The organism is Kitasatospora sp. NPDC043949 (genome assembly GCF_056435365.1).
In genome coordinates, this window is record NZ_JBWKEQ010000019.1 from 61,205 (window position 1) to 78,340 (window position 17,136).

General features: G+C 72.1%; 8 protein-coding genes and 1 pseudogene. 6 read left to right on the forward strand and 3 right to left on the reverse strand.

From position 1 onward, the window contains the following. Window positions 1-1,732: 1,732 nt before the first annotated feature. From AC07AL_RS17825 to AC07AL_RS17835, 3 genes and pseudogenes are all read left to right on the forward strand, one after another. Window positions 1,733-2,137 (forward strand): annotated as a pseudogene (locus AC07AL_RS17825) (DUF3710 domain-containing protein); the annotation flags it as partial. Between the two features lie 101 nt (window positions 2,138-2,238). Then, window positions 2,239-4,374 carry a 4-alpha-glucanotransferase gene (malQ, locus tag AC07AL_RS17830; protein WP_400986543.1) on the forward strand — a complete coding sequence of 712 codons (2,136 nt, stop codon included), beginning with the start codon at window positions 2,239-2,241 and terminating at the stop codon, window positions 4,372-4,374. A gap of 106 nt (window positions 4,375-4,480) precedes the next feature. Next, window positions 4,481-4,714 (forward strand): hypothetical protein, encoded by a 234-nt coding sequence (locus AC07AL_RS17835; RefSeq protein WP_363580370.1) that lies wholly within the window; start codon window positions 4,481-4,483, stop codon window positions 4,712-4,714. Window positions 4,715-4,897: 183 nt separating this feature from the next. Here the strand turns inward: AC07AL_RS17835 and pepN are convergent, their stop codons facing one another. Together pepN and AC07AL_RS17845 are read right to left on the reverse strand one after the other, a co-directional pair. Continuing rightward, window positions 4,898-7,480, reverse strand: coding sequence for an aminopeptidase N (pepN, locus tag AC07AL_RS17840; RefSeq protein WP_363580372.1), 2,583 nt, complete (start codon window positions 7,478-7,480; stop codon window positions 4,898-4,900). Window positions 7,481-7,645: 165 nt separating this feature from the next. Beyond that, window positions 7,646-9,364: an outer membrane protein assembly factor BamB family protein gene (locus tag AC07AL_RS17845; protein WP_363580374.1), complete on the reverse strand. Its 1,719-nt coding sequence runs from the start codon at window positions 9,362-9,364 to the stop codon at window positions 7,646-7,648. A gap of 418 nt (window positions 9,365-9,782) precedes the next feature. Here AC07AL_RS17845 and AC07AL_RS17850 point away from each other — a divergent pair, with 418 nt between their 5' ends. The 3 genes from AC07AL_RS17850 to AC07AL_RS17860 all read left to right on the forward strand — a co-directional run bounded on the left by AC07AL_RS17850 (window position 9,783) and on the right by AC07AL_RS17860 (window position 14,781). Continuing rightward, complete coding sequence (locus AC07AL_RS17850) at window positions 9,783-10,961, forward strand: ROK family transcriptional regulator (RefSeq protein WP_063349467.1); 1,179 nt, start codon at window positions 9,783-9,785, stop codon at window positions 10,959-10,961. Between the two features lie 245 nt (window positions 10,962-11,206). Next, window positions 11,207-13,114, forward strand: a complete 1,908-nt coding sequence (gene dxs, locus AC07AL_RS17855) for a 1-deoxy-D-xylulose-5-phosphate synthase (RefSeq protein ID WP_363580376.1) — start codon at window positions 11,207-11,209, stop codon at window positions 13,112-13,114. 137 nt (window positions 13,115-13,251) lie between these two features. After that, complete coding sequence (locus tag AC07AL_RS17860) at window positions 13,252-14,781, forward strand: ArnT family glycosyltransferase (protein ID WP_363580378.1); 1,530 nt, start codon at window positions 13,252-13,254, stop codon at window positions 14,779-14,781. A gap of 225 nt (window positions 14,782-15,006) precedes the next feature. Here AC07AL_RS17860 and AC07AL_RS17865 read toward each other — a convergent pair whose 3' ends face one another. Further along, complete coding sequence (locus AC07AL_RS17865) at window positions 15,007-17,136, reverse strand: 3-hydroxyacyl-CoA dehydrogenase NAD-binding domain-containing protein (RefSeq protein ID WP_363618750.1); 2,130 nt, start codon at window positions 17,134-17,136, stop codon at window positions 15,007-15,009.

A 17,136-nucleotide genomic window follows, 5' to 3' on the forward strand; every position in this document is an offset into this window, starting at 1 on the left:
GCTTCTGTTTTTTTCCTCCCTTCACCCCCCCCCCCCTTCCCTCTCCCCTTTCCCCGCCTCCCTTGTCCCCCCCCTGGCCTCGGGGGGGGGGATCACCCGGGTGCGCAGGGTGGTGGTGGTCCACTGCTGGGAGGCGCCGGTTGGCAGTCCCAGAGCTGCAACTGATTGCCGTTGACGGTGTTCCAGCCGGGCAGGCGGCGGTCCTTGTAGGAAATTCTGGGACTTTTGACGACCATCCGACGCGCCTCCGGGGCGTGGCGTCCGTCAGAAGATCTGGCACTACCTCAGTACAAGGGCCGGTACGCACACAGGGGCGCGTGGGAGATTGCTGTGGATCGCGCATTTTCGGATATCACGATGGACGTTGCAGGACTCCGAGACGATGCGGGTGGCTCGGTCGCAGCCGCAGCGACCGAGCTGCTCCATGAATTGCAGATGGGGCCGGTCTTCAGTAAGTAAGAACTCCCTTGTACATCAGAGCCGCCCGGCGGCCACGCCATCGGGCGTTCTGGTTTCCGGTCGTCGTTCGCCCTGTCAGCAGTGCAGGCCCTAGAACTGCGCCCAGCGCTGGTATGCGCTTGTGGGGCCGCTGGCTCAGCAACCATTGATGGTCCTCAGCTTTCAATCGGGATTCGATTGCCTGAAATTCAGACCCTTTCGAGCTTCGCTCAGTTGCAGTGGGCGCCTTGAGGGATAGCTGATGTCGAATAGGTAAGGGAGTGTTGCCGAGCCCCGTCGGATAACCATCCGGCGGGGCCGCTTGTTGTCCCGACGACAGTAGTTGACGGCAAGCGTGGACGGACGGGGACTGCGTAAAGCGGTGGGGCATCATTGTCGCGGGACTCGCTGAAAGACTTCGGGGATTGGCCGAGAGCACGGCTGAGGAGGTCGATGGCGTCGCGCTGGAGCCGGAGTATGGCGGCGGTGACGCCGATGTGGGCGTGGTCGAGTAACTCCTTGATGACGACGGGCTCGGTGCCTTGTTGAAGAGAAGTGTGGCGAATTCCCCTGAGGGCAAGGCAAGATCGGTCGCGGCACCATCGAGGTGGTCCTGCGGTGGCGATCGCCGTGATGTGTGCCGTCGAGCCGTCCAGAGCGAGGGGGCATGGGTCAGCGGGCCGGATCCGCAGCGCGGGTCCTCCACAAGTTCCGTACGCGCGGCTCTCTGTCCGTCGAGAGCGAGACCGAGGCGGGCTGGGAAGACCGACCGACCCGGGTCACGCCCGCACTGGTCCTGCTGTTTGCGACGAAAATCCTTCTCCAACTGAGGCGGGAGGCCGGTGAGGAGTTCCCGGTGGAGGCGCCCGCGCTCGCCGCGCGTGGTCTCGGCAGGGACGAGACCGGCACGATGGTCGCAGCCCTGGTCGGGGATCTCCGCAGTCCGGGTCGGGCGCGGCGACGGCCTGTTCACGTTGCGGAACACCCTTCTCCTACTGGCGGTTCTGCTGGACGCCGGGACTGTGCGCGAGAGCGAGGTGACCGCGCTGCTCCAGGCTGTGGAGGAGACCACGGACGAGTTCCTCCGTGCCGAGGATCCGTTCCGCCTGGCGGCGCGGGGCGTGGAGGTCGGTCCGTGGGACGTGAGCGAGCGCGGCTGGCAGGGGACGGACCTCATCGACCTCGGAGGGCTCAGGGTTCCCCGGGAGCCGGGCGTCAGGATCGAGTTGAACAGGGCGCCGTCCGGTGATCTCGTGGAGGCCGTCGTCGTGAAGGGGGTCGCCAGACGGGGCTTCAACTCCAGGCGTATCACGCCACCCGGCCGGATGCCTGGGAAAGGGCACGTGAACGTCTGGCGGCCGGCGTCCTGGCGACGGGAGGCGAGGCCTGTGCCTGGGCGGGCCGGGCTGGGGTGGAGCTCAGGTGCGAGGTCCCCGTGGAGAAGGGGCCGGGTGTCAGGGGAGTCTCCGTCAACCGGGTGCTCGGCTGCGACGGCCCGGGCTGGTTGCTGAGGGGGATCGTGACCGGCGAAGGAGGCGCTGCCGAGACCCGTGACGAGTGGGTGTACGAGTTCTTCGAACGGATCGTGGTGGTCCCCTCCTTCCAGCCGCCTTCCGCCGCGCTCCTGTCCCCGAGTGGATTCGTCGGCCTGCAGTCGGTCTCGGACAATCAGCCGATCCCGTTGCGTCGACCCGACTGATCCACCCGCGCGGTCGTGTCGCGCAGCGTCGTCGGGCCGTCACCCGGGTAGGACTGTGGTCGTCCTGACCAGGCGTTGCCGAGACATCGCAGGAGCCGCGAGTGGCCGCTTATCTCGACCGTGACGGAGCCGACGGGCTGAGGGTGCCGACGCAGGACGCGCCGCCGCCACCGCCCGAACTGGTGGCGCTGGCGCAGGCGTACGGGGTGGACACCCGGTACCCCGGGCCGGGGGGTGTGGCCGTGGGGGCGCGAACGCTGGTCGCGGTGCTGGCGGCCCTGGGGGTGGCGGCGGGGACGCCGGAGCAGGCGCGCGAGGCGCTGGATCGTCACCGGGCCGCGCAGCAGGCCCGGTTGCTGCCGCCCTGCGTGGTGGTCCGTCAAGGGCGGCGGACGGCGCTGGACGTGCCGGCCGACGCGCGGCTGCACGTGGAGCTGGAGGACGGCGGGGTGTGGGAGCTGCCGCGCGGCCACTCGCACTGGCTGCCGCCGGACCTGCCGCTCGGGCGGCACGTGCTCAGGGCGGAGTGCGGCGAGGGCAAGGCCCAGGCGGCGCTGATCGTCGCACCGGAGAAGCTCCCCCCGCTGCCCGGCTACAGCTGGGGCTTCCTCGCCCAGCTGTACTCCGTCCTGTCCGACCGCTCCTGGGGCATGGGCGACCTCGGCGACCTCGCCGAGCTGGCCCAGTGGGCGGGCGCCGGCCTCGGCGCGGGCTTCGTCCAGATCAACCCGCTGCACCAGGCGCTGCCCGCCGCACCCGCCGCCCCCACCGACCCGTCCCCCTACCGCCCCTCCTCCCGCCGCTTCGCCGATCCGGTGCACCTGCGGGTCGAGGCCGTCCCCGAGTACGCCTACCTGACGGGCGACCAGCGCGCCGAGGCGGAGGAGCTGGGCCGCCGGGCCGCCCGGCTGCGCGACGAGGTGCTGGGGCACGACGGCCTGATCGACCGGGACGCCGTCTGGGCGCTCAAGCGCGAGGCGCTGGAACTGCTGCACGAGGTGCCGCGCGGCCCCGGCCGCCAGGCCGCGTACGAGGCCTACCAGCGCCGCGAGGGCGACTGGCTGCGCCGGCACGCGCTGTGGAACGCGCTCGCCGAGGTGCACGGCGCCGACTGGCACGGTTGGCCGAAGGGGCTGCGTCACCCGGACGGCCCACAGGTGGGGCACGCCTCCCGGGAGCTCGCCGACCGGGTCGAGTTCCACCGCTGGCTCGCCTGGCAGGTCGACCGGCAGCTCGCGGAGGCCCAGCGCGCGGCCCGGCAGGCCGGCATGCCGGTCGGCCTGATCCACGACCTGGCCGTCGGCGTCCACCCGGACGGCGCGGACGCCTGGGCGCTCCAGGACGTGCTGGCCGGCGGCATCTCCGTCGGCGCCCCGCCGGACGCCTTCAACGCCCACGGCCAGGACTGGGGCCTGCCGCCCTGGCGCCCGGACGCGCTGGCGGCGGCCGGCTACACCCCGTACGCGGAGCTGCTGCGCACGGCGGCCCGGCACGCGGGCGCGGTCCGGATCGACCACGTGATGGGCCTGTTCCGGCTCTGGTGGGTGCCGGACGGCCACCCGCCGACCGAGGGCGCGTACGTCCGCTACGACGCCGAGGCGATGCTCGGCGTGCTGGCCCTGGAGGCGCACCGGGCCGGGACGGCGGTGATCGGCGAGGACCTGGGCACGGTGGAGCCGGGCGTCCGGGAGGAGCTGGCGGCGCGCGGGATCCTCGGCACCTCCGTGCTCTGGTTCGAGCGGGACTGGCAGGGGGCGGGGGAGATCCTCGCCCCGGACCGCTGGCGCCCGGGCTGCCTGGCCACCCTCACCACCCACGACCTGCCGAGCACCGCCGCCCGGCTCTCCGGCGAGCACGTCGAGCTGCGGCACCGGCTCGGGCTGCTGGCCCGTCCGCTGGGCGAGGAGCAGGAGGAGGCGGTGGCCGAGCTGGCGGACTGGCGGGCCGAGCTGACCGCGCGGGGGCTGCTCGCGCCGGGCGAGCCGCTGTCGATGCCGGTGCTGTACCGCTTCCTGCGCGCGACCCCGGCGGAGCTGGTCGGCGTCTGGCTGCCGGACCTGGTCGGCGATCCGCGCCCGCAGAACCTGCCCGGCACCTGGGACCAGTACCCGAACTGGCGCCTGCCGGTCGCAGACGGGGCCGGCGACCCGGTCACCCTCGACCGGCTGGCCGCCACCCCGGCCGCCCGCCTGCTCGCCCACCTGCTGGCCCCGCCCGGCGCCCACCCCGCCGTCTGACCCCGCCGTGCGGCCCCGCCGCCTGACCCCGGCACCGCGGACGGCCCCCTTCCGGAAGGCCGACCCCGACGCGCGGGGGGTCATAAGCGGCGGGTAAGTTGGAAACGTGGACAAGAGGAACGCTTTGCGAGCCGGCGCGGTCTCCGCAACGGTCACGCTGATGATGCTGCTGTCGTCGCCCGCCATGGCCTTCACCAGGGACGACGGCGACGACCCGGGTCCTGGCCTGAGCGTCGGCCAGACCATCGGCCTGTACGTGCTGATCCCGATCGCCGCCTTCGTGATCATCGCCGCCCTCGCGGGCCTGCCGTACGGCAAGGGCAAGGGCAAGAAGAAGTAACCACCGCGTCCACCAGGACCTGCACGACCCTGAAGGGGCACCGGAGATCTCCGGTGCCCCTTCAGGCGTTTCCAGCGCACCTTGACGGCGCCCGACGGCGCCCGACGGCGCCCACCGCGACCCCGAAGGCGCCCACCGGAACCCCGACCGGGGCCCCGACGGGCGCCTCAACAGCTCAGCAGGTCAGCGGCCGGCGCCCGCCGCCCGGTCGACCGCCTGGGCCTTGAGCGCGCGCTCGATCCCGGCCCGGGCCTCGACGACCTGGCGCCGCAGCGCCGGGGCCGGCTCGGCCTCGGCCAGCCACGCGTCGGTCGCGTCCACGGTGGCCTGCGTGACCTGCAGCGCCGGGTACAGCCCGCCGATGATCTGCTGCGAGATCTCGTGGCTGCGGGTCTCCCAGACCTCCTTGACGGCGGCGAAGTACTTGGCCGCGTACGGCGCGAGCAGCTCCTGCTGGTCGGACTGCTGGAAGCCCGCGATGGTCGCTTCCTGGACGTAGTTGGTGAGGGTGTCCGACTCGACGACGGCGGTCCAGGCCTCGGCCTTGGCCTCGGCGGTGGGCCGGGCGGCGCGGCAGGTGGCGGCGTGCTCCTGGCCGGCCGCGGTGTTGTCGCGGGCCAGCTCGGCCGTCACGGCGGCCTCGTCGGCGCGCCCGGTGGCGCAGAGCCGGGTGAGCAGGGTCCAGCGCAGCTCGGTGTCGACGGCGAGGCCCTTGATCTCGGCGGTGCCGTCGAGCAGGCCGGCGAGCAGGCCGAGCTGCCCGTCGGTGCGGGCGACGGAGGCGAGGGTGCGGGCCCAGGAGAGCTGGTGGTCGCTGCCGGGCTCGGCGGCGCGCAGGTGCTCCTCGGCGGCGGCGGCCCACTGGGCGAGGCCCTGCTCGCGCCAGTCGGGGTCGGTGTAGGCGTCGAGGGCGAGCCGGACCTGGCGCTGCACGGACTGCACGACGCCGATGTCGCTCTCCCGCCCGATGCCGGAGAGGGCGAGCGCCAGGTAGTCGCGGGCGGCGAGTTCGCCGTCGCGGGTCATGTCCCAGGCGGAGGCCCAGCACAGGGCGCGCGGCAGCGACTCGGTGAAGCCGCCGAGGTGCTCGGTGACGACGGCCATCGAGTCCTCGTCGAGCCGGATCTTGGCGTACGAGAGGTCGTCGTCGTTGAGCAGCACGACGGCCGGGCGGTGCCGGCCGACGAGCTCGGGCACCTCGGTGCGCGGGCCGTCGACGTCGAGCTCGATCCGGTCGGTGCGCACCAGCGCGCCGTCGGCGAGCTCGTACAGGCCGATGGCGATGCGGTGCGGGCGCAGCACGGCCTCGCCCTTGGCGCCGGTGGGCAGCGCGGGGGCCTCCTGGAGGACGGCGAAGGACTCGATCTCGCCGTCGGTGTTCAGCGTGATGGCGGGCCGCAGCACGTTGATGCCGGCGGTCTCCAGCCAGGCCTGGGACCAGGTCCGCAGGTCGCGGCCGCTGGCCTCCTCCAGGGCCCCGAGCAGGTCGGTGAGCCGGGTGTTGCCCCAGGCGTGGCGCTTGAAGTAGGCCTGCACGCCCTGGAAGAAAGCGTCCTGGCCGACGTACGCCACCAGCTGCTTGAGCACCGAGGCGCCCTTGGCGTAGGTGATGCCGTCGAAGTTGACCTGGACGTCCTCCAGGTCGTTGATGTCCGCCATGATCGGGTGGGTGGAGGGCAGTTGGTCCTGCCGGTAGGCCCAGGTCTTCATCTGGTTGGCGAACGTGGTCCAGGAGTGCGGCCACTTGGAGCCGGGGGCCTCGGCCTGGCAGACGGCCTCGGCGAAGGTGGCGAAGGACTCGTTGAGCCAGAGGTCGTTCCACCACTCCATGGTGACGAGGTCGCCGAACCACATGTGGGCGAGCTCGTGCAGGATCGTCGCCGCGCGGGCCTCGTAGGCGGCGTCGGTGACCTTGGAGCGGAACACGTACTGGTCGCGCAGGGTGACGGCGCCCGCGTTCTCCATCGCGCCGGCGTTGAACTCCGGGACGAACAGCTGGTCGTACTTGGCGAACGGGTAGGGGAAGTCGAACTTCTCCTGGAAGTAGTCGAAGCCCTGCTTGGTGACGGCGAAGATGTCCTCGGCGTCCAGGAACTCGCGCAGCGAGGGGCGGCAGTAGACGCCCAGCGGCACCTTCTGCGCGCCGTTCTCGTAGGTGTCGAAGACGCCGACGTACGGGCCGGCGACGAGCGCGGTGATGTAGGTGGAGATCCGGCCGGTGGGCTCGAACGTCCAGACCTGCGAGGCGCCCTCGCCGACCGGGGTCGGGGTGGGCGAGTTGGAGACCACGACCCAGCCGGTGGGGGCGGTCACGGTGAACGCGAACGCGGCCTTCAGGTCGGGCTGTTCGAAGGAGGCGAAGACGCGGCGGGCGTCCGGCACCTCGAACTGGGTGTACAGGTAGGTCTCGCCGTCGACCGGGTCGACGAACCGGTGCAGGCCCTCACCGGTATTGGTGTAGGCGCAGTTGGCGACGACGCGCAGCTCGTTCTCGGCGGCCAGGTTCGGCAGCGGGATCCGGCTGTCGGCGAAGCTCTCCGGGTCGAGCGGCGCGCCGTTGAGGGTGATCTCCTCGACGCTCGGCGCGACGAGGTCGATGAACGTGTCCGCGCCGGGGGTCGTGGCCGTGAACCGGACCACGGTGGTGGACCGGAAGGTGCCTCCTTCGCGGGCCGAACTCAGGTCGAGCTCGATGTCGTACGCGTCCACGTGGAGGAGGTCGGCCCGGGTGCGGGCCTCCTCGCGGGTCAGGTTGGTGCCGGGCACTCGCTGCACTCCTTCGTCAGGCTGATGGGGCGAATCCTCCCATGACCCAACGGACGGGCTCCCGGAAAAATCGCAGGCGGGGCGGGTCCGGACAGATCGCCCGTTCCCGCCCCGCCAGGACGAGCCGCGAGGGCTCGTGTCCGAGGGGTGCTCAGCCCCCCGCCGTCACTTCTTCCACTTGGTCAGCGGTGCGTCGGAGCTGCCGCGGCGGAAGGCGTACACGGCGCTGCCGTCGCTGGAGAGGACGTACTCGGACATGCTCATCCCGATGTCCAGGCCGTTGGGCATGGCCATGGTGCCGAGGTCGGTCATCGAGCCGTCGGCCGGCGAGAGCGTCACCAGCCGGGCGGGCTTGTTGTAGCCCTGGCTGACGATGGCGCGGACCTTGCCGTCCTTGTCGGTGCCGGACACCAGCCGGATGTCCTGGTTGGACGTGGCGCTGGCGGCGGACCAGATCCGCTTGCCGGTGGTCAGGTCGTACGCGTTGACGGCCGACTTGGCGCCGGTGATCTGGGCGTACAGGGTGGTGCCGCTGACCACGTTCTGGCTGTAGGCGTCGGACTGGCCGGACAGCCGCAGGCTGTCCGCGCCGGGCTCCTTGACCGACATCTGGTTGCCGGGCTTGTTGCTCTTGTCGAACGGCAGGATGTAGTCGCCGTTGGGGCCGCTGCTCATCAGCAGCACCAGCGGCTGGTCCTGGACGACCTTGTCGATCCGCTCGATGCTGCCGGTGAGGGTGATCGGCGTGCTGGCGGCCTTGCCGCTGTCGGCGTCCACGATGACCAGCTGCGACTTCGGGCCGGAGCCGCCGTAGCAGCGGTCGCTGACCGCGATCTGGCTGCCGGCCGCGCGGCCGTAGAGGCTGCAGTCCTTGTCGCGCGGCTGGAACTGCCAGGCGGCCGAGCCGTTGTCGATGTTCAGGCCGCCGACCACGTTGCCGCCGATGGCGACCACCTTGTCGGTGACGCTGAGCGTCGGCGAGGACATCCGGTCGGTGGAGACCTTGACGCTCCAGAGCAGCTTGCCCTGGCTGACGTCGACGGCGCCGATGGTGGAGCAGTCGCTGTCACCGGTGTTGAAGGAGACGGCGGCGATGTTCTTCGAGTTGGCCGAGTAGGAGGCGGTGCACACCTCCTTGCTGCCGGCCGGGACCGGGATGTTCCAGGCCTCCTTGCCGTCGGAGGTGTTGAACGCCCGGATGCCGGTGCTGTCGGCGCGCACCGCGACCTTGTCGCTGCCCCAGATGCCGAGCAGCTGCGAGCCGCTGTCCGCGTTGGCGGCCTTGGGGGCGTTCCAGGCGATGTTGTAGCCGGCCCCGCCGGTGTTGCCACCGGTGGTGCTGCCGCTGGTGCTGTCGGCGGTCGGGGCGTTGGTGACGGTGCCTCCGGAAGTGGCGCCACCGGACGTGGTGGTGCCGCCGGAGCTGGCGTTCGGCGTGGGGTCGGGGTCGTTGCCCTTGAGGAGCACGACCAGCCCGGCGACGATGGCGATCGCCAGGACGCCGCCGATGATCCCGCCCCACAGCATCACGGGGTTGCGCTGCTTGGGCGCGGGGGGCAGCGGCGCGCCCGGGTAGTACCCGGGCTGCTGCTGCGGGTATCCGTAGCCGGCGCCGTAGGCCTGCCCGCCGTCCGGCGCGCCGTAGGCGCCACCGGGCATCGGGTCGTACGGGCCGACCGGCGCCCCGGCCGGCGGCGGCGGAGCCTGGCCGGGGAAGGCGGCCGCGGTCGGCGCGTACGGCTGGTAGCCGGCACCGGCACCGGCACCGGCACCGGCGGCGGGCGGCTGCGCGGGCGGAGCCGGCGGCTGGGCCGGCGGCGGCCCGGCGGGCGAGGCCGGGCCCGGGATCGCCGCGCCGTCGAGCTGTGTCACCTGGTCCGCCACGGCGGCCGGATCCACGCCGCCGGGCGGGCGCCCGAACGAGACGCCCCGATTGTCCTGCGGGCCGCTGCCCGGCACTGCGCCTGCCCCCGGCGTAGGGTGATCCCCTGCCATCTGATTCCCCGTCATTCCTGGAAGCGCCCCCCTGCCGATACCGCCCCGCGGTCCGGGGGGACGCGTGAGATAGGGCACCATGCTAGTGGTGGGTGTTTTTCGGTCGAACCCAGGACTCCGTCGGCCCGTTTCCGTCCGCTCCCCCGCCACCTCCCCCCGCCACTTTCCCCCGCCGCTCCCGGGCCCGCCGCCGGTCCCCGTCGCCCCGTCCCGGCCCGATCAGCGCCGATCCGCGGCACAGGCCCTACCCTTCAGGAGTTGAAGGGGACGTCCCGGCGGAGGGGTCCCCGCCCTGGGAGGGTGGATCATGTCGACGGACACACCGGGCTCGCAGTCGTCCTTGCACCGGGCGAACCTGGAGCGGGTGCTGCGCGCGGTGCGGACGGCCGGCTCGCTGACCCAGGCCGAGATCGCCCGCGGCACCGGTCTGTCCGCGGCCACCGTCTCCAACATCGTGCGGGAGTTGAAGGAGAGCGGCACCGTCGTGGTCGCCGACACCTCCTCCGGCGGCCGGCGGGCGCGCAGCGTCTCGCTCAGCGGGGACGCGGGCATCGTGGTGGGCATCGACTTCGGCCACACCCACCTGCGGGTCGCGGTCGGCAACCTCGCGCACCGGGTGCTCGCCGAGGAGAGCGCCCCGATCGACGTGGACGTCTCCGCCGCGCAGGGCTTCGACCGGGCCGAGGCGATGGTGGAACGGCTGCTCCGGCAGGCCGGGTTCCGCCCGGAGAAGGTGATCGGCGTCGGCCTCGGCGTGCCCGGCCCGATCGACGTGGAGACCGGCGCGCTGGGCTCCACCGCGATCCTGCCCGGCTGGACGGGCATCGCCCCGGGCCGGGAGCTGGCCGAACGGCTCGGCATGCCGGTGCACGTGGACAACGACGCCAACCTGGGCGCGCTCGGCGAACTGGTCTGGGGGGCCGGGCGGGGGCTGAGCGACCTCGCGTACATCAAGGTCGCCAGCGGGGTCGGCGCCGGACTGGTGGTCAACGGCCAGATCTACCGTGGGCCGGGCGGCACCGCCGGTGAGATCGGGCACATCACCCTGGACGAGGCCGGGCCGGTCTGCCGCTGCGGCAACCGCGGCTGCCTGGAGACCTTCGTGGGCTCCCGCTACCTGCTCTCCCTGCTGACCCCGACCCTCGGCCCGGACCTCACCCTGCCCCGGGTGGTCGAGCTGGCCCATCAGGGTGACCTCGGCTGCCGCCGGGTGATCGCCGACGCCGGCCGGCAGATCGGCACCGGCGTCGCCACCCTGTGCAACCTGCTCAACCCGCGCCGGGTGATCCTCGGCGGCGACCTCGCCGAGGCCGGTGAGCTGGTGCTCTCCCCGATCCGCGACTCGGTGGCCCGCTACGCCATCCCGAGCGCCGCCCGCCAGCTCTCGGTGGTCCCCGGCACGCTGGGCGGCCGGGCCGAGGTGCTCGGCGCGCTGGCCCTGGTGATGAGCGAGATGGGGGAGTCCGGGGCGCTGGGGCGGGGCTGAGCCGCTGCGGCCCGGATCTTTCCCGAACGTCCATTCGTCAATCCAGGGTGACGCGCGACCCCCGGGCCGACCTCCGGGAATGGCGGTAACGGGTCGGTGGCACCGGGCGCGCCGCTCGGTGTCCGGCAAGCGGACATTAGACTCGACCGGTCGGCACCGGCCGCGACCGCCGGCCCGCCGCCAGACCGGGCAGCGACGCCCGTCGGACCGCCCGCGGTCCGCGAACACTGAACGAGGAGGAACGGGTGGCCCTGCTGACCCGCATTCGGGGACCGCGTGATCTCGACCGGCTCACGCCGGGACAGCTGGCCGCACTGGCCCAGGAGATCCGGACCTTCCTGGTGACCGAGGTCGCCAAGACGGGCGGCCACCTCGGCCCCAACCTCGGCGTGGTGGAGCTCACCATCGCGCTGCACCGGGTCTTCGACTCGCCGCGCGACCGCATCCTCTTCGACACCGGCCACCAGAGCTACGTCCACAAGCTGCTCACCGGCCGCCAGGACTTCTCGATGCTGCGGATGAAGGGCGGCCTGTCCGGCTACCCGTCCCGCGCCGAGTCCGAGCACGACGTGATCGAGAACTCGCACGCCTCCACCGTGCTCTCCTACGCCGACGGCCTGGCCAAGGCCAACAAGATCCTCGGCAAGCCGGACCCGGTCGTCGCGGTCATCGGCGACGGCGCGCTCACCGGCGGCATGGCCTGGGAGGCGCTCAACAACATCGCCGACGCCAAGGACCGCCCGCTGGTCATCGTCGTCAACGACAACGAGCGCTCCTACTCGCCGACCATCGGCGGCCTGGCCAACCACCTCGCCACCCTGCGCACCACCCAGGGCTACGAGCGCTTCCTCTCCTGGGGCAAGGACGCGCTGCAGCGCACCCCGGTGGTCGGCCAGCAGCTGTTCGAGACGCTGCACGGCGCCAAGAAGGGCCTCAAGGACTTCATCGCCCCGCAGGGCATGTTCGAGGACCTCGGCCTCAAGTACATCGGCCCGATCGACGGCCACGACCTGACCGCCCTGGAGTCCGCGCTGACCAAGGCGCGCGGCTTCGGCGGCCCGGTGATCGTGCACTGCCTCACCGAGAAGGGCCGCGGCTACCACGCCGCGGAGAACAACGACGAGGACCGCTTCCACGCGGTCGGCAAGATCCACCCGGAGACCGGCCTGCCGATCAAGAACGCCGGCGGCCGGAGCTGGACCTCGGTCTTCGCCGAGGAGATGGTCGCGCTCGGCCACGAGCGGGACGACATCGTCGGCATCACCGCCGCCATGCTCCACCCGGTCGGCCTCGCGCCCTTCGCCGAGGCCTTCCCGGACCGCATCTTCGACGTCGGCATCGCCGAGCAGCACGCCGTCACCAGCGCCGCCGGCCTGGCCACCAACGGGCTCCACCCGGTCTTCGCGGTCTACGCGACCTTCCTGAACCGGGCCTTCGACCAGGTCCTGATGGACGTCGCCCTGCACAGGCTGGGCGTCACCTTCGTGCTCGACCGGGCCGGCGTCACCGGCGACGACGGCGCCTCGCACAACGGCATGTGGGACATGTCGATGCTGCAGATCGTCCCGACCCTGCGGCTGGCCGCCCCGCGCGACGCCGACCAGGTCCGCGCCCAGCTGCGCGAGGCCGTCGAGGTCAAGGACGCCCCGACCGTGGTCCGCTACTCCAAGGGCACCGTCGGCCCGGCCGTCCCGGCGGTCGGCCGGATCGGCGGCATGGACGTGCTGCGCGCCGCCGAGGAGCCGGGCGGCACGCACCGCGCGGACGTGCTGGTCGTCTCGGTCGGCGCGATGGCCGCCACCAGCCTGGAGGTCGCGGACCTGCTGGCCGCCCAGGGCATCACCGCCACCGTGGTGGACCCGCGCTGGGTCAAGCCGGTGGACGCCGCCCTGCCGGGCCTGGCGGCCGAGCACCGGGTGGTCGTCACGATCGAGGACAACGGCCGGGTGGGCGGTGTCGGCGCCGCCGTGGCGCAGGCGCTGCGCGACGCGGACGTGGATCTGCCGGTGCGCGACTTCGGGATTCCGCAGGAGTTCCTGGACCACGCGAGCCGGAACGAGATCCTGGCCGAGATCGGCCTGAACGCCCCGGACATCGCCCGAAAGGTGACGGCCCTGGTCGCCGGCCTGGACGCGGCTCGGGTCGAGGCCTGAGAACGGGCCCGGAACGCGTTCCACCGACGACCGTTCGTCGTAACTCCGTAACAGTTCGTCACGAAACAAGCTGACAATCGCACCGAAAGGCGGGACCGGCGCCGCCCGCGCCGATCCCGCCCGGTAGGTTGTCATCCGTGCCCACCCCCACCCGCTTCCGCTTCGCCGGAATGGCCGAGCGCCTGCCCGAGCGCGTCCGTACCCATGTGCAGACCGGGTACTGGACGAGGCTGGTGCCGGTGCTCGCGCTGGTCGCACTGCTCACCCACATCCCGTCCTTCGCCCGGCCCGTCTGGAGCCCCGACGAGGGGTTCCTGGCCACCCAGGCCCGGATGCTGGCCGACGGCGGAGTGCTGTACGACACCGTGGTGGACCGCAAGCCGCCGTTGCTCCCCTGGCTCTACCAGGCCTGCTTCACGATCTTCGGCTCCGCCTCGCTGTGGCCGCTGCGCACCCTGGCGGTGGGCGCCCACCTGGTCACCGCGATCCTGCTGGCGTCCATCGCCCGCGGCCGCTGGGGCAACCGGGCCGGGGCCGGTGCGGGGCTGCTCTACCTGCTGGTCTCCATCGGGCTCTCCCCGGAGGACACCCAGGCGGCGACCTTCGAGGTCTTCATGCTGCCCGCCATGGTGGCCGCGTTCCGGTACGCCGAGCGCCGCCGCTGGCTGGCCGCGGGCATCGCGGTGGCGCTCTGCTCGCTGACCAAGCAGACCGGCGGCGCGGTGCTGCTGCCCGTGCTCTGGATGCTGTTCCAGGACGCCCGCCGGCGCGGGGTGCGCTGGCCGCCCGCCCTGTTCAAGATCGGCTTCGGCTTCATCCTGCCGATAGCGCTGGTCGCGGTCATCCTGACCAAGCCCAAGGGCTTCCTGTTCTGGGTGGTCACCGGCAGCGGGGACTACGCCTCCTTCGGCGGCGCCTGGCTCCAGATGATCGGCCGCGCGCTCGGCAACTCGGCCATCCTGGTCGCGGCCGGGCTGGGCTTCCTGCTCCCGGTCGGGCGCCGGCTCTGGCTCAAGCACCGCCACCGGCCGCTGCCCGTCGCCGGGGAGGAGCACGGCTCCACCGGCGACCTGTGGGTCTGGCTGGCCTCCTCGGTCGTCGCGGTCAGCGTGGGCTTCCACTTCTTCGGCCACTACTACCTACAGCTGATCCCCCCGCTGGTGCTGCTGGGCACCGGGGCGGTGGCCACCTCGGCGGTCCGCTGGAAGCCCGTCCTGGTGTACACCACGGTCGCCTCGACGGTCTTCTGGGCGCTGGCCCTGGCCTGGCCGGGGGAGCGGCTCGACCGCACCACCGAGGTCGCCACCGCGGTCGCCGCCCAGACCACCCCCAAGGACACCGTCCTGGTCTGGGGCATGCACCCCGAGCTGTACTGGCTGGCCGACCGCAAGCCCGCCACCCGCTACCTGACCGCCGGCTTCCTGACCAACTACAGCGGCGGCAAGGACGGCAACGCCAACGTGGGCGAGCAGTTCAGCGTCAGCAACGCCTGGCAGACCTTCGACAAGGAGCTCGCCGACAACCTGCCCGAGGTCGTGGTGGACGACTCCGGCATCGCCCCGTACCAGCCGGTGCTGGTCCCGCGGATCGAGAACCTGCTGGACACCCACTACGAGATGGTCGGCGTCTTCGCCGACACCGTGGTCTACCGCCTCAAGAAGAGCTGACCGCCCCCGCACATGCCGGAGCCCCGGTGACCTGGACGGGGAACGGGGGTCTGGTAGGTGGGGGGGGGGTGGGGGGTCCTCGGGGACCAGGGACAAACAGGGGAGGAGAAAGAGCCTTTATTTCCCCCCCCCCCCCCCCCCCCCCCCCCCCCCCCCCCCCCCCCCCCCCCCCCCCCCCCCCCCCCCTCCCCTCCCCCCCCCCTCCCCCCCCCCCCCCGCTACGCGTTACGCGGGCACCGAGGCCACGCCGGGGGCGAGGAAGCGCTTGCCGTTCACCCGCTCCGAGACGCCCTCACGGTCCAGGTACGGGGTGATCCCGCCCAGGTGGAAGGGCCAGCCGGCGCCGGTGATCATGCAGAGGTCGATGTCCTGCGCCTCGGCGACGACACCCTCCTCCAGCATCAGGCCGATCTCCTGGGCCACGGCCTCCAGGGCGCGGTCCAGGACCTGCTCCTCGGTCAGCACGGTGTCGCCGAAGGTCAGCAGCTCCAGCACCTCGGGGTCGAGGACCTGCTTGCCGTCCACCCAGGTGTAGAAGCCGCGCTTGCCGGCCTTGACCACCTTGCCGAGGTTCTCGGAGACGGCGAACCGCTCCGGGAACGCGCCGTGCAGGGTCTCCGAGACGTGCAGCGCGATGGCCGGGCCGACCAGCTCCAGCAGCACGATCGGGGACATCGGCAGGCCGAGCGGCTCGACGCCCTTCTCGACGGTGGCGATCGGGGTGCCCTCGTCGATGATGGTCTGGATCTCGCCCATGAAGCGGGTCAGGATCCGGTTCACCACGAACGCCGGGGCGTCCTTGACCAGCACCGAGGTCTTCTTCAGCTTCTTCGAGACGCCGAAGGCGGTGGCCAGCGAGGCGTCGTCGGTCTGCTCGCCGCGGACGATCTCCAGCAGCGGCAGGATCGCGACCGGGTTGAAGAAGTGGAAGCCGACGACCCGCTCGGGGTGCTTCAGCTTCGAGGCCATCTCGGTGACCGACAGCGAGGAGGTGTTGGTCGCCAGCACGCAGGTCGGCGAGACCACGTTCTCCAGGTCCGCGAAGACGGTCTGCTTGACGCCCATCTCCTCGAACACGGCCTCGATCACGAAGTCCGCGTCGCCGAAGGCGGCGGCCTTGTCGAGCGAGCCGCTGACCAGGCCCTTGAGACGGTTGGCCTTGTCCTGGCCGATCCGGCCCTTGCCGAGCAGCTTGTCGATCTCGGCGTGGACGTAGCCGACGCCCTTGTCGACGCGCTCCTGGTCGATGTCGGTGAGGACCACCGGCACCTCCAGACGGCGGGCGAACAGCAGCGCCAGCTGCGAGGCCATCAGACCGGCGCCGACGACGCCGACCTTGCTGACCGGGCGGGCCAGCGACTTGTCCGGCGCGCCGACCGGGCGCTTCGCCCGGCGCTGCACCAGGTTGAAGGCGTAGATGCCGCTGCGCAGCTCGCCGCTCATGATGAGGTCGGCCAGGGCCGCGTCCTCGGCGTCGAAGCCGGCCTGGAGGTCGGAGTCCTTGACCTGCTGGATGATGTCCAGCGCCTTGTAGGCGGCCGGCGCGGCGCCGTGCACCTTGGCGTCGGCGACCAGGCGGCCCCAGGCGACGGCGTCGTCCCAGGCCTTGCCGCGGTCGATCTCCTCGCGCTCGACGACGACGTCGCCCTTGAGGACCTTGGCGGCCCACAGCAGCGACTGCTCCAGGAAGTCGGCCGGCTCGAAGATCGCGTCGGCGATCCCCAGCTCGAACACGTCCTTGCCCTTGAGCTGCTTGTTCTGGTTCATCGAGTTCTCGATGATGACCTTGATCGCCTTCGAGGGGCCGATCAGGTTCGGCAGCAGGGTGCAGCCGCCCCAGCCGGGGACGAGGCCCAGGAAGACCTCCGGCAGCGAGAACGCCGGGACGCCCGCGCTGACCGTGCGGTAGGTGGCGTGCAGGCCGACCTCGACGCCGCCGCCCATCGCCGCGCCGTTGTAGAAGGCGAAGGAGGGGACGGGCAGCGCGGCGATCCGCTTGAAGACCTCGTGGCCGCCCTTGCCGATGGCCAGCGCGTCCGCGTGCTCCTTGAGCAGCTCGACGCCCTTGAGGTCGGCGCCGACCGCGAAGATGAACGGCTTGCCGGTGACGGCGACGGCGACGACCTTGCCCTCGGCGGCCTCGGCCTCGACCTGGTCCAGCGCGGTGGACAGCTTCAGCAGCGAGCCCGGGCCGAAGGTGGTCGGCTTGGTGTGGTCGAAGCCGTTGTCCAGGGTGATCAGGGCCAGCTTGCCGGCCTGCAGCGGCAGGTCCAGGTGGCGCACGTGCGCGGTCGTGACGACCTCGCCGGGGAACAGCTCGGCGCCGTGCTGCAGCAGCTCAGTGGTGCTCGTCAT